13 protein-coding genes are annotated in these 19,912 nt (G+C 69.0%); 11 read left to right on the top strand and 2 right to left on the bottom strand.

Translation table 11 applies throughout. The features are described 5' to 3' along the window. Positions 1–160: 160 nt before the first annotated feature. Positions 161–1,840 (bottom strand): extracellular solute-binding protein, encoded by a 1,680-nt coding sequence (locus JHY01_RS18895; RefSeq protein ID WP_205327231.1) that lies wholly within the window; start codon positions 1,838–1,840, stop codon positions 161–163. A gap of 512 nt (positions 1,841–2,352) precedes the next feature. On the opposite strand from JHY01_RS18895, the gene JHY01_RS18890 reads away from it, so the two are divergent. The 3 genes from JHY01_RS18890 to JHY01_RS18880 all read left to right on the top strand — a co-directional run bounded on the left by JHY01_RS18890 (position 2,353) and on the right by JHY01_RS18880 (position 6,829). After that, positions 2,353–3,222, top strand: a complete 870-nt coding sequence (locus JHY01_RS18890) for an alpha/beta fold hydrolase (protein ID WP_205327230.1) — start codon at positions 2,353–2,355, stop codon at positions 3,220–3,222. 907 nt (positions 3,223–4,129) lie between these two features. Next, positions 4,130–4,732 (top strand): TetR/AcrR family transcriptional regulator, encoded by a 603-nt coding sequence (locus tag JHY01_RS18885; protein ID WP_205327229.1) that lies wholly within the window; start codon positions 4,130–4,132, stop codon positions 4,730–4,732. 120 nt (positions 4,733–4,852) lie between these two features. Beyond that, on the top strand, positions 4,853–6,829 hold the full coding sequence (locus JHY01_RS18880) for an ATP-binding cassette domain-containing protein (protein ID WP_205327228.1): 1,977 nt from the start codon (positions 4,853–4,855) through the stop codon (positions 6,827–6,829). 4 nt (positions 6,830–6,833) lie between these two features. On the opposite strand, the gene JHY01_RS18875 is transcribed toward JHY01_RS18880, so the two are convergent. Next, the gene (locus JHY01_RS18875; RefSeq protein ID WP_205327227.1) at positions 6,834–7,823 is read right to left on the bottom strand and encodes a LacI family DNA-binding transcriptional regulator; all 990 of its coding nucleotides are present in this window, start codon (positions 7,821–7,823) and stop codon (positions 6,834–6,836) included. Positions 7,824–8,273: 450 nt separating this feature from the next. Here JHY01_RS18875 and JHY01_RS18870 point away from each other — a divergent pair, with 450 nt between their 5' ends. The 8 genes from JHY01_RS18870 to JHY01_RS18835 form a co-directional block, all read left to right on the top strand. Further along, a complete protein-coding gene (locus JHY01_RS18870; protein ID WP_205327226.1) occupies positions 8,274–10,532 on the top strand; it encodes a carbohydrate-binding protein in 2,259 nt (752 codons plus the stop codon). Positions 10,533–10,632: 100 nt separating this feature from the next. After that, on the top strand, positions 10,633–12,138 hold the full coding sequence (locus JHY01_RS18865) for an RICIN domain-containing protein (RefSeq protein ID WP_205327225.1): 1,506 nt from the start codon (positions 10,633–10,635) through the stop codon (positions 12,136–12,138). Positions 12,139–12,416: 278 nt separating this feature from the next. Next, positions 12,417–13,727, top strand: coding sequence for an extracellular solute-binding protein (locus JHY01_RS18860; protein ID WP_205327224.1), 1,311 nt, complete (start codon positions 12,417–12,419; stop codon positions 13,725–13,727). Between the two features lie 12 nt (positions 13,728–13,739). After that, entirely contained in the window at positions 13,740–15,167 is a 1,428-nt protein-coding gene (locus JHY01_RS27850; protein ID WP_205327223.1) for a carbohydrate ABC transporter permease, read from the top strand. A gap of 3 nt (positions 15,168–15,170) precedes the next feature. Further along, complete coding sequence (locus JHY01_RS18850) at positions 15,171–16,073, top strand: sugar ABC transporter permease (RefSeq protein ID WP_205327222.1); 903 nt, start codon at positions 15,171–15,173, stop codon at positions 16,071–16,073. A gap of 98 nt (positions 16,074–16,171) precedes the next feature. Continuing rightward, complete coding sequence (locus tag JHY01_RS18845) at positions 16,172–17,791, top strand: glycosyl hydrolase 53 family protein (RefSeq protein WP_205327221.1); 1,620 nt, start codon at positions 16,172–16,174, stop codon at positions 17,789–17,791. Positions 17,792–17,865: 74 nt separating this feature from the next. Continuing rightward, on the top strand, positions 17,866–18,876 hold the full coding sequence (locus tag JHY01_RS18840) for a LacI family DNA-binding transcriptional regulator (protein ID WP_205327220.1): 1,011 nt from the start codon (positions 17,866–17,868) through the stop codon (positions 18,874–18,876). A gap of 151 nt (positions 18,877–19,027) precedes the next feature. Next, the coding region (locus JHY01_RS18835; RefSeq protein ID WP_205327219.1) for a hypothetical protein at positions 19,028–19,912 on the top strand (885 nt) is incomplete at its 3' end.

Below are 19,912 nucleotides of genomic sequence, written 5' to 3'. Positions count from 1 at the left end.
GGGCCCCGCCCGGGGGGGGGCGGGGGGGGGGGGGGGGGGGGCGGGCGGCCCCCCCCCCCCCCCCCCCGGGCCTCGGCCCGCGGGGACTGCTCGTCTTGTGTGAGGGACATAAGCACTCCCTCCCGTCCGCGCCGGGGCCACGTCGGCCCCGGCAGGCGGACTAGGAGTTCTCCTCCTCGAAGCGCTGACGGGCGGTGTTCATGAGGTCGACGTAGGTCTGGAGGCCCTGGGCCTCGAGCTCGCCGACGTAGGCGTCCCATTCGGAGAGGTCGCGGTCGCCCATGATGAACTGCAACGTGGCGGTGTCCACAGTGTCCTTGAGCGGGGTGGCCTGGAGCGAGGCCTGCTCCAGTTCCATCTCCTCGAGCGGGGCCGGCGGGTTCGGGTCGCGCGGCGTGCGGGTGGAGAGCACGGAGTCGATGTACTCCACGAACGTGGGCGAGTTGTAGGACTCCTTGAGCATCCGGGACTCGGTCGAGTCGGCGAACACGGAGTTCGACCAGCCGAGGTCCTTCTGGATGTCGGTGGGCGCGCCGGGGTTGATGCCGTAGGCGTCGAGGCGGTACTCCGGCTTGAGGGTGATCTTGCCGGAGGCGTCCTTCGTGTAGGTCTCGTCGAGCACGCCCCAGCGGAGCAGCTCACGGGCCTCCTGGTTGTAGTACAGCCAGTCGAGGAACTGCAGGATGGCGATGAAGTTCTCGGAGTCCTGGATCTCCGAGTTCAGCATGAAGCCGTTCCAGAAGTTGCGCGGCTCGCAGATCTGGCCGGCCGGGCCGCCGGGCGGGGCGATCTGCAGGATCTCGTAGTTGCCTTCGCCGACGGTCTCGTTGAGGGCCGTCGCGAACTCGATGGCGGTGCCGGCGGAGCCGGAGGCGGCGAACACGAGGTTGGCCGCGACCTTCTCGGTCACGCTGCCGCCGCCGCTGCCGTCGTTCGCCGCGGTCATGGAGTCGGTGTCGAGGAGGCCGTCCTCGACGAGGCCGTGGAAGAACTCGACCATCTGCTTGTAGCCCTCGGTCGCGGCGGTGTACACGAGACTGCCGGAGCCGTCGTCGATCATGCCGCTGCCGAAGCCCCAGCCGGCCTGCGCGCCGAAGGCGTGGGCGGCGTAGTTCAGCATCGAGGCGCCCTCGAACCCGTCCGCGAGGGGCTTGGAGTCGGGGTACTCGGCCTTGATCTTGACCAGCGCCGCCCGCATCTCGTCCCAGGTCTGGGGGATGCCGCCGGCGACGGACTCGAAGACGTCCTTGCGGATGACGAGGGTGAACACGGGCACCGACACCTCCTGGAGGCCCGGCAGCATGTAGTACTTGCCGTCGGCCTGCTTCAGGTTGTCGATCATCTCGCCCAGGTCCCACTCCTCCACGTACTTCTGGAAGTTGGGCATGTGCTCGACATAGTCGCTCATCGGCAGGATCGCGCCCGATGAGACGAACGAGTTCTCCTCACCGGTGTAGACCAGCGGGATGACCGTGGGGGCGTCGCCCGCGCTGATCAGGAGACTGCGCTTCTCCGTCGCGTCGCTGAACGGGATGTTCGTGACCTCGAGCTTGACGTTGGTGCGCTTCTCGATCTCCTTGAAGAACTGCCACTTGTCGGTGATGGGAAGGTCGGGCCAGTCCGTCCACAGCACGGAGAGGGTGAACGGCTCCGTGGCCGTGAACTGGGTGTCCGCCGCGAAGTCCTCCATCGCGCCCTTCGACTGGGCCTCGACGTCCAGTTCGCCGCCGCCGTCGTCACTGCACGCCGCGAGCGCGGCCATGCCTGAAGCGGCGAGCGAGAATCCGATGACTCCGCGACGGGTGGCTCCGATGGGCGTCCGCCCGAACACACCTGACATGTCTCTCCTCCTTGAGGGATTGCCCAAAAAACCGCCCCTCGGTCCATTTCCGGCGAGCGAGGGATCCACTGCCGCAACGATCGAAACTTTCGGGGCTATTTCCGATAACTTCCAGAGCTTAGTGAGAACAAGCAGTGATGTCAATGAATCTCTTTTCGTGACCCATGCGACACGTAGAGTGAGGATCGGGGGTCGGGAGGCAATGCGGAGGAACGGCCCCAAACACACGAATCCAGCCGGGATTTGCCCAGGCAGCGACAACAATTCCGGCGTTCACCGCCCGCTTTCCCGGAAAGCCCGTCTTGAGCGCCGATTCACCGGTTCTCCGTTGAATGCCCCGCCCTAGGCAAGCCTTATCCAAGTCGACCCAGGCCGGAGCGAGACCGGAACTTTCAAAGACCTGACGACTCCTGTGTGATCTGCAACCTGATCGATACCTTCGCTTGACAGATTTGCTGAGTCCACTCATAATTGAGTTCACTCGGCAAAGTGTCGAGGCCTAGGGGGACATCATGAACACGCGAGACCGCACCGAACCCGTCATCACGTCGTACGCCCAAGCGCCGACCCGCACCGTCTCGGCCGGCGGCGTCGGCTACGCCTACCGCGAGCTGGGCCCGAAGGGCGGCGTCCCGGTCGTCTTCTTCGTCCACCTCGCCGCGACCCTCGACAACTGGGACCCGCGCATCGTCGACCCGATCGCCCGGCACCGCCACGTGATCACCTTCGACCAGCCCGGCGTCGGCGCCTCCACCGGCACGGTGCCGGACAGCATCGAGGCGATGGCCGACGACGCCCTGGCGTTCATCGACGCGCTGGGCCACGAACGGATCGACGTCTTCTCGTTCTCGCTCGGCGGCATGGTCGCCCAGGCGCTCGTGGTCAAACGGCCCGCGCTCGTGCGCAAGCTCGTCCTCACCGGCACGGGCCCGAAGGGCGGCAAGGACATCGACAAAGTCGCCGGCGTCACCTACTACGACATCCTGCGGGCGGCGCTGACGCGTTCGGACCCGAAGGAGTTCCTGTTCTTCAACCGCGACGCCACCGGCAAGCCCGCCGCGAAGGCGTTCGTCAAGCGCCTCGAGGAGCGCACGGAGGACCGCGACGCGCCCATGCCGCTGAAGGGGTTCCAGAAGCAGCTCAAGGCCATCAAGAAATGGGGGCGCGGCGCGCCCGACGACCTGTCGGCCTTCACGCAGCCGACCCTGATCGCCAACGGCGACAACGACCGCATGGTGCCCACCGTCCTCTCCGAGGACCTGCACCGGCGCATCAAGGGCTCCGAGCTGGCCATCTACGCGGACTCCGGTCACGGCGGGATCTTCCAGCACCACGAGGAGTTCACCCCCGTCGTCGTGCGGTTCCTCGGCGAAGACCGATAGGAGGCAGGGCGATGCCGCACGCACTGCGCTACACCAAGAAGCCGTTCGTGTCGTCGATCCCGCTGTGGGTCCGCGCCGACCGGCCGCGCCGAGAGAGTATGGACTACTGGAAGGGCCCGCACTCGGGGATCATCAGCGCCACACCGGGATTCGAGGAGTACCGCCAGATCCACCTGGCCGAGGCGAACCCAGGGCGGTGGCCCGCCACCGACGGCGTCGAGACGGCCGTCCCGCCCGACCGCCGGATCGACGGGCTCGCCGAGGTCACCATGGCGTCGGTGCTCTCGCCGATCGCGGGCCGGAAGCAGACGAAGCTCGCCTACGCGGACGAGGTCAACGTCTTCCGCCGCACGCTGCTGTACGCGGGGCCGCCGAACTCGGCCCGCTGGTACGACGTCGCCGCGCCCGGCGAGCGGCCCGGGGCCCGGGCCCTGGTCTACCTCCAGCGGCGCAAGGGCGTGAGCACCGGCAGGTTCCGCAGGCACCTCAGCGAATCGCTCGTGCCCGCGCTCGCGCGCACCGGCGAACTGTCGGAGCTGCGCAGCCAGGTGTTCATGCCGTGGAACGAGCGGCTCTGGAACACACCGAACGTCGCGCACGACAACCCGGTCGAAGCGCGCTTCCACGCCTCGCTGCTCGGGGGCTGCGCCGATGCCTCGGCACGCGGGGCGTTCTACCCGGGTGGCGCGCTCGCGCGCGCGTCGGCCGGGCTCGCCGTGTTCGCCTCCGCCGTCCACGCCTACGACGTCGCCGAGACGCTCACCTATGTGCAGGACGGCAGGGTCCTTCCGCACTATCTGCGGTTATCCGCGGTCGTGGAAGAATGCTCGATGGCGCCGCCGCGCCCACACCACCGCGACCATGCCCGCAGGCGGGCATGGTCGGCAACGATCGCGAAGGAGAGGACATGTCCGACGCCCCGCAGCGGGTCGGACGGCGTGAGCGGAACAAGCGGGAGAAGCTCGACCGCATCACCGCCGCCGCACGCGAGCTGTTCGCCGAGCACGGCGTCGACGAGGTCACCACCCAGCAGGTCGCCGAGCGGGCCGACGTCGGCACCGGCACGCTGTTCCTCTACGCCAAGACCAAGGGCGACCTGCTGCTGCTCGCCCAGAACTCCTCGTACGCCGACGCCCTCGAGCAGGGCAGGGCCGCCGCCGAGGCCGCCTCGGACACGCTCGACGCGGTCATGGCCGTGGTCCGCCCGGTCGTGGAATGCAACCGCAAGCAGATCGACAACGGCCGGACCTACCTGCGGGAGATGGTCTTCGGCGACCCCGAGGAGCCGGGCCGCCGCGCCGCCCTCGCCCTCGCCGACCAGACCGAGGAGGCGATCGCCGCCGCGCTCGCACGCGACCCGCGCGTCGAACCCGGCACCGCGCCGACGCTCGCCCGCGTCGTCTCCGCGGTCATGTTCCTCAGCATGGCCGCCGCCCTCAACATCGACCGCGGCGTCGAGGAGATCATCGAGGAGATCGGCGGCCAGGTCCGCGCCCTCCTGCCGCGGTAAGGGGCTGAGGCGCCCCCCTGACGTTGTCGCGAACCCGACTGGCGCGCAGGCGCTCCGGGGACCCCGAATGTCGGTGCCGACCGGGATGATGGGCCCCGACGTCGGGTCGCGGGAGGTCGGATGCGAAGCGGAACAGGCTGGTTGGCGCGGTTGATGCCGCGCCAGCGGCGAAAGGACGGGAGCGGGGCGGCGACCGCCGTTGCGGCGCTTCCCGAGCTGGAGGACATCGCCTGGTACCGCCATGCGGAGGACGCCGAGACGGCGTCGTTCTGGCGCATGGCTCGGCAGCTGCCCGGTCTCGTCGCGCAAGCGCTGCGGACCGCCTGGGCCGCTTCGAAGGGCTGGACGCTCGCGGCGATCGGACTCAACGTGATCGCCGGGGTCGCGACCACCACCGCGCTCCTGGCGGTCTCGGACGCGACCGCGACCCTGTTCGCGGCATCGCCCACCTGGGAACGCGTTCTCGCCGCCGCGGGCCCCGCGCTGGGCCTGCTGGTGGGCGCGACGGCGGCCCGGGCGGGTCTGGGCATCGGCGCCGGGTTCGCGCAGCAGCGGCTGAACCCGCTCGTGCTCAACCGGACTGAACGCGAGTTCTACCGCCTCATCACCGAGGTGCCGCGCTCGGCGTTCGACGACGACACGTTCGCCGATCGGCTGAAGGCCGCGAAGGACCGCGGCTCGCGGGCCGTCGTCGATCTCGTCGGCGACGTCGTCGACCTGGTGACTGCGGCGGTCACCGTGGCCGCGGTCGCGGCCGCGCTCGCGGTCATCGAGCCGGTGCTGATCCCGTTGCTGTTCGCGGCGGCGCTCCCCACGGGCTGGGCGGCCGTCCGCTCGGCGCGCCTCATGTACGTCTCGAACCGCTCACGGGTGTCGCGTCGCCGTCGACTGTGGATGGTGGAGTGGCTCATGGACAACCGCTGGACGGCCGACGACCAGCGCTACCACGAGGCGGGCCCGTGGCTGCGCGGCCAGCACCAGGTCATGGTCGATCAGGAGACGCGGGCGGACTTCGAGGTGATCCGCTCGCAGACGCTCACGCGCGCGACCGGCCAGGTCGTCGCGGGCATCGCCGTGGCCGCCGTGTACGGGGTGCTCCTGTGGATGCTCGCGGCCGGAACCGTGCCGCTCGCCGTCGCCGCCGCCGCGGTCGTGGCGATCGGCCAGGGCCGGGCCGGGATGGAGAACCTCCTCGTCGCCGTGAACACCGTCTACGAGGACGGCCTCTATGCCGCCGACCGGCACGAGTTCGACGCGATCGCGGCCGAGCGGATCGCCGCGCAACCGCACCTCGCCGATCCCGCGCCGACCGGTTCGGGCCCGCTCCCGGTGCCCGAGTCGATCGAACTGGTCGACGTCTCGTTCCGCTACCCGGGCAAGGACACCGATGCGGTCACCGACGTGAACCTCGTGATCGAACGCGGCCGGACCCTGGCGCTCGTGGGCGAGAACGGCTCGGGGAAGACGACGGTCGCGAAGCTGCTCGCCGGTCTCTACACGCCCACTTCGGGGCGGATCCTGTGGGACGGCGTCGACGTCACCCGCATCGACCCCGCCCGGTGGCGCGGCCACGTCGCCGTGATCGCCCAGCAGGTGCAGCGGTGGCCGTTCACCGCGGAACTCTCGGTGCGGCTCGGACGGTCGAACGCGCCGGTCGACCGCGAACGGCTCGTCGCCGCCGCACGGGACGCGGGCGCGCTCGACATGATCGAGGGCTTCGAGCACGGCTGGAACCAACTGCTGGACACCGAGTTCCGCGGCGGCACCGACCTCAGCGGCGGCCAGTGGCAGCGGCTGTCCTCGGCGCGCGGCCTCTACCGCGACCACGGCGGACTGCTCGTCGCCGACGAGCCCTCGGCCGCGCTCGACGCCCGCGCCGAGGCGCTGCTGTTCGACACGCTGCGCGCCCGCGCGGGATCCGCCTCGACCGTGCTCATCTCGCACCGGCTCCAAGGCGTGGTCCACGCCGACGCGATCGCGGTCCTGGACGAGGGCAAGCTCATCGAACTCGGACCGCACCGTGAACTGGTCGCCGCGGGCGGCGTCTACGCGGACCTGTGGCGGCTGCAGGCGCGCTCGTACGCGGCACCTGAATGAGCGCCTAGGCGGTGGACTCGCGGAGTCGCAGTTCGAAGGGCGCGGTGAACTGGCGGGGCGGGACGGCCGGGTCGTCGATGCGGGCGAGGATGAGCTCGATGGCCTTGGCGGCGATCCACCCGTGGTCGGGGGCGACCGTCGAGAGCGAGGGGATGAACTGCTCGGCGACGGGAACGTCGTCGAAGCCGATCACGCGCACGTCCTCGGGGACCGAGACGCCCCCGTCCCGCAGCCCGCGCAGCACGCCGACCGCGACCGAGTCACTGAACACCACGACCCCGTCGACGCCGAGACCGGAGGCCGCGATGCGGCGTCCCGCGTCGCGCGCGCCCTCCCACGAGAGCGAGTCGAGCACGAACCGCAGCTCCGGATCGGGTCGCAGGCCACGGTCCTCGAGCGCGGAACGATAGCCGTTGTAGCGCCGCGTGACCATGTTCAGGCGGTCGAGGCTCGACCCCGTCACGACCGCGATCCGTTCGCAGCCCCGGTCGATCAGGTGCGCCGTGGCCGCGGCGGTACCGACCTCGTTCGGGAGCATGATGTGGTCGAACCGGCCGCCGCCGCCCTGCTCGCCGAACATGACGATCGGGAAGCCCACCGCCGACAGCAGCGGCAGCTCGGGGTCGAGTTCGACCGCCGAGAGGAAGAGCCCGTCGAGTTGCAGCCAGCGCGACTGCGCGACCGCGGCGGCCTCGCCGTCGGCGAGCGCGCCGGTCTGGCCGATCGTGACCTCGTAGCCGTGCCGGCGGGCCTCCTCGATGAGGAGGGAGCCGAGCATCCCGTAGTAGGGGTTGCCGACCTGGGGCACGGCCACGCCGAGCACACCGGTGCGTCCGGATCTGAGGCTGCGGGCGGTCAGGTTGACCTGGTAGCCGGACTCGCGGATGGCCTCGAGCACGCGTTCGCGGGCGGCGTCGCTGACTCTGACGCGGTTGTTGACGACGTTCGAGACGGTCATGGTGGAGACGCCCGCGAGGCGCGCCACGTCGCTCATGGTGACTGTCCTGCGCCGCACCAGTACTCCACTCCGTCGGTTCCGGGGCCGGGCGTCGCGGTGCCGAGGGGGCAGGGGTGTCCGCGGCGGGCCCTGGGGTACGAGTCTATCGGCCTGCAACCGATCGCCGTGTCGGCGAGGAGCGGCAGACGTACGGCATTTTATCGTTTCACCGGCGCATTGGTGCACCGCAGTCACTCTGGTTTCGATTCCTCGCCCTGATCTCATTGGGCCGCAAGCGTATTCAGTCCCTCGACCAGCACTGGAACCGCCTTCTACCTGCGGAAGCGGATCTGCTTGCGCGGCGGCGGATTCGCCGCTACTCTGAAACGGTTCAAATATCGATACAATCCAATCTCTCGATATAAATCGAACCGCGCGCGGACGCCGTGCAGGCGCCCGAGCGCAGGCCTCCCGACCCTCACGCCATTCAGCACTCACGGAGCGAACATGCACAAGGCAACTACTCGACGGGCCAGACGCCTGCGAGCACCCGCAGCGGCGGTGATCGGTCTCGTCGCCGCGGCGGCGACGATGATCACGCTGAACACCGCCGACGCCGCCACCGTCCGCTACGAGGCCGAGAGCGCCCCGGCCACCTGCGACGGCACGATCGACTCGAACCACGCCGGCCACTCCGGGACCGGGTTCTGCAACTCGACCAACGCGGTCGGCTCGGCGAACCAGTTCACCGTCGACGCCGCCGGCGCGGGCACCGCGACGCTGGCGATCCGGTACGCCAACGGCGCCACCGACACCCGCTCGGCCGACATCCTCGTCAACGGCGCCGCGGTGCAGACGGCGAGTGCCTTCAGCGCGACCGGCGCCTGGAACACCTGGTCGACCAAGACCGTCACGATCCCGGTCAACGCCGGGAGCAACACGGTCCGCCTGGTCGCCACGACCGCATCGGGCCTGGCGAACATCGACTACGTCGAGATCACCGACGGCGACCCGCCCCAGACCGGCGACGGCCGATACGAAGTGGAGGAGCTGACCCGCGGTGTCACCGTGGTGCCCTCCGGCTCGGGCCGGCTGGTCTCGTGGCGGCTGCTCGGCACCGACCCGTCCAATGTGGCGTTCAACGTCTACCGCGACGGCACCAGGCTGAACGGCTCGCCGCTCACCGGCGCGTCGAACTACCTCGACACCGGCGGCTCGTCGAGCTCGCAGTACACCGTGCGCACGGTCGTCGACGGCAGCGAGGGCGCGGCGGCGGGCACCGAGGTCGCCTTCAACTCCAGCGGCTACTTCGACGTCCCGATCCAGAAGCCCGCGGGCGGATCGACCCCGTCGGGCTCGTTCACCTACGAGGCCAACGACCTCAGCACCGCCGACCTCGACGGCGACGGCACCTACGAGCTCATCGTCAAGTGGTACCCGACCAACGCCAAGGACAACGCGCAGTCGGGGTACACCGGCAACACCATCATCGACGCGTACAAGCTCGACGGGCAGCGTCTGTGGCGCATCGACCTGGGCCGCAACATCCGCTCGGGCGCGCACTACACCCAGTTCCAGGTCTACGACTACGACTCGGACGGCAAAGCCGAGATCGCCATGAAGACCGCTGACGGCACCCGGGACGGCGTCGGCACGGTCATCGGCTCCTCCAGTGCGGACTACCGCAACTCCAGCGGCTACATCCTGTCCGGCCCCGAGTTCCTGACGGTCTTCAACGGCCAGACCGGCGCGGCGATGGACACGATCAACTACAACCCGCCGCGCGGCAACGTGTCCTCGTGGGGCGACAACTACGGCAACCGGGTCGACCGGTTCCTCGCCGGGACGGCCTACCTGGACGGGGCGACCCCGTCGATGATCTTCTCCCGCGGCTACTACACGCGCTCGGTGATCTGGGCCGTCGACTGGAACGGCACCGACCTCACCACCCGGTGGACCTTCGACTCGAACCAGGCCGGTTCGCAGTACGAGGGCAACGGGGCGCACAGCCTCTCCATCGCCGATCTCAACGGCGACGGACGCCAGGACGTCGTCTTCGGGGCCATGGCGATCGGCTCGAACGGGCAGCCGCTGTGGAACACCAACCTGAAGCACGGCGACGCGCTGCACGTGGGCGACTTCGTGCTCGACAATCCCGGCCAGGAGGTCTTCATGCCCGGCGAGTGGACCACCATGCCCTCGTCGCGACTGGTCGACGGCGACACCGGACGGGTCCTGTACCAGACGAGTCCGGGCAGTGACAACGGCCGCGGCGTGGCCGCGAACATCTGGACGGGCAACCCCGGCGCCGAATACTGGTCCGCCTCCGTCGGCGGGATGCAGAACGCCTCCGGCCAGAACATCGGCTCCAAGCCGAGTTCGATCAACTTCGTGTCCTGGTGGGACGGCGACGGCGAGCGCGAACTGCTCAACGGCACCCAGATCGCCAACTACCCGTCGGGCACGCTCCTGAACGGATCGGGCGTGACCTCGAACAACGGCACCAAGTCCACTCCGGGCCTGTCGGCCGACCTGTTCGGCGACTGGCGCGAAGAGGTCGTCTGGAAGACCAGTGACAGCACGCGGCTGCGGATCTACGCCACGCCGCACCAGACGAACCTGCGCATCCCGACCCTGATGCACGACATCCAGTACCGGGTCGCCATCGCCTGGCAGAACACGGCGTACAACCAGCCGCCGCACCCGAGCTTCCACATCGGGAGCGAGAAGACCGTCTACGCGTGGCCTGACGTCCACACCCCGTAAGAGACCCCGCGGGGCCCGGGCGCCGTGCCGGAACGCCCAGGCCCCGCGGTCACCAAATGCTTCGAGCCCGGCTCACTCCCCCAAAGAGATTGGAGCGCTCATGCGCTGCTCCCCCATCCGATGGCTGCGCCGATCAGGCGCCCTACTGGCGGCCGCGGCAGTGGCCGTGACCCTCCTCGTGTTCTCCCCCGCGGCGGCTTCGGCCGCACCGGACACCGGTGCCTGGTACGTGATCCAGTCGCGGTCCTCAGGGCTCGTGTTCGAGATCCAGGGCGGCTCCACGGCGACCGGGGCCGGGCTCGTCCAGAACCACCGCACCGACGCGCAGCACCAGCAGTTCCGGTTCGTCGACTCAGGCGGCGGTTACTACCGCATCCAGGCCCGGCATTCGGGTCAGGTGCTCGACGTATGGGGCAAGAGCCTCGCCGACGGCGCGACCATCGCCCAGTACAACGATCAGAACTCGACCAACCAGCAGTGGCAGGTCCAGGAGAGCGGCGGCTACGCCACCTTCATCAGCCGCTCGTCCGGCAAGGCCCTCGACGTCTGGGAGCGCTCGACGGCCCCGGGCGCGCGCATCAGCCAGTACACGCCCAACGGCGGCACGAACCAGCAGTTCCAGCTGATCCCCGTCGACGGCGACGGCGAGCCGGGCGGCGGCCTCGAAGGCTGCACCGGCACCTCGCCCATCACCTGCAGGTACAACGTGGCACCGGGGACCTACGACGTCACCGTGGTGCTCGGCGGAGCGCAGGCGGGATCCACTGTGATCACGGCTGAGGCTCGGCGCACCATGCTCGGCGCCACGGCCACCGCCGCGGGGCAGCAGGTGACCCGGCACTTCACGGTCAACGTGCGCAACCCCGAGGGCCAGCCCACCGGATCCACCGGCAGCCAAGGGCTCGACCTGTACTTCGGCGGCTCGGCGCCGCGCGTGAGCAGCGTGACGGTCACGCCGGCACGGCAGCCACAGCTGTTCATCGCCGGCGACTCCACCGCCTGCGACCAGTCCGTGCGCCCGTACGCCGGCTGGGGCCAGCACCTCCCGCAGTACTTCCACCAGGGACTGTCGGTCGCGAACTACGCCGACTCGGGGGAGAGCTCCGGGTCGTTCCTGTCGAACTCGAGGCTGTTCCCGACGATGCGGCCGCTCATCCGGCCGGGCGACGTGGTGCTCATCCAGTTCGGGCACAACGACAAGCAGACGAACGCCTCGACCTTCCGCAGCAACCTCACCCGCTTGATCGACGGGGTTGAGGCGCAAGGCGGCGTCCCGGTCCTCGTCACCTCGATCGTCCGCCGCTCGTTCAACAGCGACGGGACGCTGAACAACGGGACCGCGCTCCACGTCAACGGCCTGGGCGTCGACCTGCCGCGCGAGATGCGGAACGTGGCCCAACAACAAGGCGTGAAGCTCATCGACATGACCGCGCTCACGAAGCAGATGGTCGAGCAGCTCGGTCCCGAGCGCTCCAAGGCGCTCTACCTCACGAACGAGGTGGGCGACAACACGCACACCTCCGATTACGGCGCCGACCAGTTCGCGCAGCTGGTCCGGAACGAGATGCGCAGCCAGGGCATCGTGCCCGCGGCCCTGTTCCGCTGACCGAAGGCCGGGCGGCGGCACCAGCCGCCCGGCCTTCCCTTCCGCCGCAAGGCATGTGAACGTGCACGCAGAAATCGCTCTCGAACGGACGAAACCGTCCGCGGGAGCGATCGTCGTTTCGGAACTGCAATCATTTTATCGAAATAATGTTGGTGCAAAAGCCGCATAAACGTCATGTTCGTCTTGTGCTCAGTGAGGCATGTAGTTATGTTGATGTAAACGTTCACAGTCCGGCGCCTACCGATGCCGGCATCCCTCAACTGAGACAAGGACACATCATGCGAGGCAAGGGAGTTGTCGCCGTCGCGGCCGCGGCCGCGTTGGGACTGGCCGCCTGCGGCGGCCCCACAGAGGAAGAGCAGGCCTCCGAACTGGAATGGGACGCCGAGGCCCGCCAGTACGTCGTCGAGGAGGCGATCGCCTCCGGCGAAGTGCCGCTGAAGGTCTGGTTCGAGGAGGACTACCTCGCCGAAGCCGTCATCGCGGCCTTCGAAGCGGAGTTCGAGGACGAGTACCCGGACATGAAGATCGAGTACGAGCTCGTCGGCAAGCACGACGCGGTCGACAAGATGGCCCTCGCCGGCGAAGCCGGGACCGGCGCCGACGTCTTCATGACCTTCTACAACGAGATCCCCAACGCCATCGACGACGGCACCGCCGCCCCGCTGGGCGAGTACACCGGCGTCCTGCGCGAGCGCATCAGCGAGGCCTCCACCGGCGTCGTCACCGTCGACGACCAGATGTACGCGGTCCCCGTGACCACCGAATCGCTCGGACTCATCTACAACGCCACGCTGCTCGAGGAGCTGACCGGCGCTCCCGAGCCCGCCGCCACCTGGGAGGAGATCCGGGAGCTCGCCGCCGAGTACAACGACCCGGGCGCCAACCGCTGGACGATGCGCATGTCCACCATGGAGATCTACCGCGCCTACCCGATCCTCTCCGCCATGGGCTGGCAGGTCTACCCCGACGGCGACGTGGACAAGCCCGGATTCGACGACCCTGCGCTGACCGCCGCGCTCGACTACTACGCCGGCCTGCGCGACATCTACAACGTGCCCAGCGCCGACAGCACCTGGGAGGTCATCGAAGAGGGCTTCGCCAAGGGCGAGACCCCGTACGTCATCACCGGCCCCTGGAGCTTCTCGCTCTTCGACACCGGCGCCGCCGAGAACGGCTTCGAATACGGCGTGACCACCCTCCCCGGAGTCGCGGGCGGCGAGGCCCCCGGGTCCTTCGCGGGCATGCACGTCGCCGCCGTCTCCGGATACTCCGAGTACCCGGCCGCGGCCCGCGTCTTCGCGAACTTCATGGCCTCCGACGCCGGCGCCGCCGCCGTCTACGCCTCGAGCGGCCAGATCCCCGCACTCAACCAGGACCTCCTCTCGGGCATCGAAGGCATCGCGGACGACCCGCACGTGGCGGGCATCGTCGCGCAGTCGGCCAACGCCGAACTCATCCCGCAGGTGCCCGAGTACTTCTGGGAGGTCGGCGACACGATGGTCGTCGACGTGTGGGACGGCCTGTCCGACTCCGCCGCCGCGCAGGAGAAGGCAGTGACCGGCTACAACGAACTGCACGGGCTCTAGGGACCGACCGCTGTGAGCACCACTGAGACCCCCGAACTCCCCGCACCGGCCCCGGCGCGCACGCCCCGCGCGCCGGGCCGGGCGGGCCCCGGGCTCCCCGCACCGGTGCCGGGCCTCGCCTCGGCACTGGTGTGGGGAGCGGGCCAGCTCCTCAACCGCCAGGCGGGCAAGGCGGCGTTCTTCTTCGCGTTCTTCGCCGGCGCGGTCGTCTGGGAGATCGCCACCGGCAACTACTACGCCGGCATGGAGTTCACTCCGCGCGCGAACGGCGGGTTCTTCATCCGGGGCCTGTGGGGACTGTTCACGCTCGGGACGCAGCCGCGCGAGATGACCCTCACGGGCCTCACCGAAGGCGACAACTCGATCGTCCTCATGGCCAACGGGCTCATCGCGCTCCTGACGCTGGCGCTCCTGGCGATCATCTGGATCTGGAGCGTCCGCGACGCGGCCCGCCACCGGGCCGCGCTCAACGCCGGAGGACCCGCCGAGACCTCGGGCGATTACTTCAAGCGACTGTGGGAGAGCGCCTTCGCCTTCATCGCGCTCTCCCCCGGTCTGGTCCTCTTGGTCTTCATGTCGGTGCTGCCGGTGCTCTTCGGCATCCTCGTGGCGTTCACCGACTACAGCCGCGACAACCTGCCGCCGAGGAACCTCGTCAACTGGGTCGGCTTCGAGAACTTCGCGACGATCTTCGCCGTCCCCTCATGGGCCGCGACGTTCGGAGGGATCCTCGGCTGGACCGTGGTGTGGGCCGTGATCGCCACGATCACGACGTATGCCGCGGGGCTGCTCATCGCGGTGATGCTGGCGAGCAGGAGGGTGCGGTTCCCGCGCGTGTGGCGCTCGGTGTTCCTCCTGCCGTGGGCCGTGCCCGCGATCGTGTCGGCACTGGTGTTCCGCTCGATGTTCAACGGCCAGTTCGGACCCGTCAGCCAGTGGCTGGTCGACATGGGCGTCACCGACGAGCGCGTCTACTGGTTCACCGACCCGACCAGCCCGAACCTGGCGCGGGCGATCGCGCTCCTGGTCAACCTGTGGCTCGGGTTCCCGTTCTTCATGGCCCTGGTCGGCGGCGTCCTCGCGAACATCCCTGAGAGCTACTACGACGCCGCCCGCATCGACGGCGCCGGACCGCTGCAGCAGTTCCGCTACATCACCCTGCCGATCGTCCAGCGGACGGTCACTCCGCTCATCATCCTGTCGTTCGTGCACAACTTCAACAACTTCGGGGTGATCTACTTCCTCACCGAAGGTGGTCCGGACAATGTGGACTACCGCTTCGCGGGGAGCACCGACCTGCTCGTCACCTGGCTGTTCAAGCTCACGCTCGACAACCGCCTCTACAACATCGGCGCGGTGATGAGCCTGGTCATCTTCATGATCGTCGGCGTCATCTCCGTGGTGAACCTCAACCGCACCAAAGCGATCCGGGAGCTCTGACCCATGGCCGCCATTCCAGCGAAGACCGGGCGCCGCCCCTCCGCGGCCCGACGCGGGCAGGGCATCGAGAGCCGCCAGCGCGTGCGCGACGGCGCCACCAGCGCATTCATGCACCTCGTCCTCTTGATGGTCGCGGTCATCGTGATCTACCCGCTCGTGTGGGTCGTGGGCTCCTCGTTCGGCCCCGGCGGGGGGCTGGCCAACGCCACCCCCATCCCCGAGAACGCGACCTTCGACAACTATGTGCACCTGTTCACGCAGACGAACTACGGGCGCTGGTACCTCAACTCGCTCTACGTCGCCGTGCTCAACATGGTCGGGTCCGTCGCCCTCTCCGCCCTGTGCGGCTGGGTGTTCGCGCGCGTCAGGTTCCGCGGGCGCAAGGCCAGCATGCTCGGGATCCTCATCCTCCAGATGTTCCCCAGCTTCCTGACCGCGATCGCGGTGTACATGCTCTTCCTGAACTTCGGGCTGCTGGACTCCCTCACCGGACTCGCGCTGGTGAGCATCGCCGCCGCTCTGCCCTACAACACGTGGCTCATGAAGGGCTACACCGACAACCTGCCCGCGAGTCTCGACGAGGCCGCCGCGATAGACGGGGCCGGGCGGCTCACGATCTTCCGCAAGATCGTGCTGCCGCTCATGCGGCCGATGCTCACGTTCGTGGCCATCACCAGTTTCACGGCGCCGTGGATGGACTTCATCCTCCCGCGACTGCTGCTGCAGAGCAACAGCAAGCAGACCGTGGCGCTCGGACTGTTCCAGATGATCACCGACCAGTACAGCAACGATTTCACCACCTTCGCCGCCGGCGCGGTGGCGCTCGCCCTGCCCATCACGATCCTCTACATCGTCCTGCAGCGCCACCTGGTCACCGGGGCCATGGCCGGCGCGGAGAAGGGATGAGCCCGCTCGGTCTCTTCGGAGGCCGCCCGAACCCGGCGGCGACTCCTCACCGCCGCCGTGGGCGCGACCACGCGCCCCCTATCGCAAAGGAGCGACACATGAGACGAATGGTCGCGGTGGCTCTGGCCGCCGCATTGAGCTTCGTCGCCTTCGCCACCGCCTCCCCGGCCCAGGCCGTGCGCGACGACTTCTACATGGGCATCGACCCCGGTACCCTGATCGAGGTCGAGCGGTCCGGGGTCACGTTCTCCGACGGCGGCGTGCAGGACGACGCTCTCAGCATCATGGCCGACAACGGCGCCAACCTGGTGCGCCTGCGGCTGTGGAACAACCCGTACAGCGCTTCGGGCCAGCCCTACGGCGGCGGCACCAACGACCTGACGAAGACCATCGCGATGGCGCAGCGCGCCAAGGCCCTCGGCATGGACGTCCTGCTCGACCTCCACTACTCGGACTTCTGGGCCGACCCGGGCAAGCAGATCAAGCCCAAGGCCTGGTCGAGCATGTCCTACAGCCAGTTGACCACCGCGGTGCGGGACTACTCGCGCAGCGTCGTCTCGCAGATGGCCGCCGCGGGCGCCACCCCGGACATCGTGCAGGTGGGCAACGAGATCACCCACGGGATGCTGCAGCCGACCGGCAGCACCTCGAACTGGTCGCAGCTCGGCGGCCTGCTGAAGGCCGGCATCGAGGGCGTCCACCAGGGCGCCGGCGGCATCGAGATCGCGCTGCACCTCGACCGGGGCGGCAACAACGCCGCGTACCGGACCTGGTTCGACAACGCCCGCAACCAGGGCGTCCCGTACGACATCATCGCCATGTCGTACTACCCGTACTGGCACGGCACCATGAGCCAGTTGCGCAGCAACATGAACGACGTGTCCGCCCGCTACGGCAAGGACGTGCTCATCGTCGAGACCGCCTACGGGCACACCCTGACCGACTGCGACGGACGCGGCAACATCTTCACCGCCTCGCATGCGCAGGAATCGGGCTACCCGGCGACGGTCGCGGGCCAGACGCAGTTCCTGCGGGATCTGCGGAACGCCGTACAGGCGGTCCCGAACGACCGGGGACGCGGCCTGGTGTGGTGGGAGCCGGCGTGGCTCGGCGACACCTCCTGGGCCACCCAGGCCGGCATGGCGTACATCAACGACTTCGCCGGTGAGAGCAACTCCTGGGACAACCAGGGTCTGTTCAACTGCAGCGGCAGCGCGCTATCCACACTGGACGTGTTCGCCGAGACGACCGGCGGCGGCGATCCGGGCACCGGCCAGAACGTGCTGACCAACGGCGGCTTCGAGGGCGCCGGGAGCCCGGCGTCCGGCTGGAGCGTCTGGGGCGCGAGCAGCGCGGACACCAGCGCCGTCTTCAGGGAGTCGCGCGGCAGCATCTACGAGGGCTCGAGCAAGCTCACGTTCTGGAAGAGCTCCGCGTACACCGCGTCGGCCTACCAGGGCACGAGCGTCGCGAACGGCACGTACACGCTCACCGCCTGGGTCATGAACGGCGGCGGGCAGAGCACCGCGCGCATGTACGCCAAGAACCACGGCGGCGGTGAGCGGCAGGCGAATCTCCCGGTGACCTCGACGTGGACGCAGGTGACGATCTCGGGGATCCAGGTGACCAGCGGCCGGATCGAGGTCGGCTTCTACACGGTCGCGAACGGCGGCAACTGGATCAACCTCGATCAGGTCCGGTTGGTGCGGACCGCTTGAGTCGGGCGGGGAGGCCGTCGGAACCGGGGCGGCCTCCCCGCTCACGCGGCGACAGACGACGGAGACCAGGGAGCATGACGCACGTGCCAGCGAAACGACCGACGATCAACGATGTCGCCGAGGCCTCAGGGGTGTCGCGCGGCACGGTCTCCCGCGTCCTCAACGGACGGGCCAACGTCTCCCTGGCGGCCGAGCTCGCGGTGCGCCGGGCGGTGGCCGAGACGGGGTACGTGGTGAACCGGGCCGCGCGGAGCCTGAAGACGAGCCGGACCGGTTCGATCGTCATGGTGCTCTCGGAGCCGCAGGAGCGCCTGTTCGAGGACCCGAACTTCTCGGTGCTCATGCGGGCCGCGACGAACCGGCTCGCCGAGCGCGACATGTCGCTGGTGCTCATGATCGCGGGCGACGCGGGCGGTCGGGACCGGGTGGCGCGCTACCTGCGCGCCGGCCACGCCGACGGCGCGCTGCTCATCTCGACCCACGCCGACGACCCGCTCGTGGAGGCCGTCGAGCGCTCGCAGGTGCCGGTCGTGGCCTGCGGCGCGGTGCTCGGGAGGGAGAGCGTCATCCCGTATGCGGCGGCCGACGACCGCGGCGGGGCCAGGCTGGCCACGCGGTACCTGGTCGACCAGGGGCGGCGCAAGATCGGCATGATCACCGGCCCGCTCGACACCCCGGGCGGGACCTTGCGGCTGGAGGGCTTCACCGGTGTCCTGGGCCGCAAGGTGACCAAGCGGATGGTCGTCCACGGCGACTACACGCAGTCCGGCGGCGAACGGGCGATGCGCGAGCTGCTGGAGTCCTTCCCGGAACTGGACGCGGTCTTCGTCGCCTCCGACCTCATGGCGGCGGGCGCGCTCCGGGTGCTGCACGCCGCCGGACGCAGCGTCCCGGGCGACGTGGCCGTCGCCGGGTTCGACGATTCGGCGCTCGCCACCGCCACCAGCCCGATGCTGACCACCGTTCGGCAGCCGCTGGACCGGATCGCCGAAGAGACGGTGCGCCTGCTCATCGCACTCTTGGACGAGGAGGAGGCGACCTCGGTGGTGCTGCCGACCGAGCTGATCGTCCGCGACAGCGCTTGATCGCGGTCCGCGAAATCCCAGGTCAGAGCAACATATCGAAGTTCTTGACTATATCTACATATATCGATACAATAAACTCTGCTGTGAACGTTCCCACGGAATTCCTTCTCCAGCGACCCTCACGACTCTCCTTGAAGGAGCACTCATGTCAATGCAACGACGAACCTTCCTCGGCCTCAGCGCGGCCAGCGTGGTCGGTGCGGGCGCCGCGTCCCTGTTCGGCGCAGCCCCGGCACTCGCCGAACCCGCACCGGCCAACCCGTTCGCCGTCGGCGTGCGCCGCTACAACTGGACCCGCGGCAGCCGCCCTTGCACGACCTACGTCTACTACCCGGCGGCCTCCGGGACCATCGGCGGCAACCCGGTGACGGACGCCCCGGTCGCCAACGGGGTCTTCCCCGTCTACAACTTCACCCACGGCTACGGCAGCAGCCCGCAGAACTCGCTGTTCATCATCAGGCGCCTGGCCGAGGCGGGCTTCATCGTCCCCGCCCCGCACTTCAATCACAACTTCTCCGACGTCAACAACGGCAACACTTCCAAGGACGTCTCGCAGATCATCACCAACACCCTCGCGCTCAACACGAGCGGCCCGCTGGCCGGTCGCATCCGCACCGACATCGGCGTCGGCGTCTCCGGCCACTCCCTGGGCGGCATGACCACCCACGGCCTGCTCACCTCCTGGCCCGACAGCCGGATCATCTCCGCCAACCCGCAGTCCTGCGTCGACATGGGCAACCCGTCGAGCACCGTCTCGGCCAAGGTTCTGTTCGTGCACGGCGATCGGGACTCGACCACGTCCTACTCCTCGGCGCGGCAGGCGTACAACGAGATGAACTGGCCGAAGGCGTTCATGACCTTCGTCGGCGGCAGCCACACCAGTTTCTGGAGCGACCAGCGCTTCCCGACCACCGTCATCGACTGGGCACGGTGGACCATGTACGGCGACACCGCCGCACGCGACCGCCTCCCGTCCGACGCCTCCGGCTCCAACGTCAGGTGGGAGGCCGCCCTCGGCGACACGCCCAGCGAACCG

This window comes from Glycomyces sp. YM15 (assembly GCF_016918015.1).
Lineage (GTDB): Bacteria > Actinomycetota > Actinomycetes > Mycobacteriales > Micromonosporaceae > Glycomyces.
The sequence above is the reverse complement of the archived record's forward strand: the minus strand, read 5'-3'. Positions and strand labels throughout refer to the sequence as shown.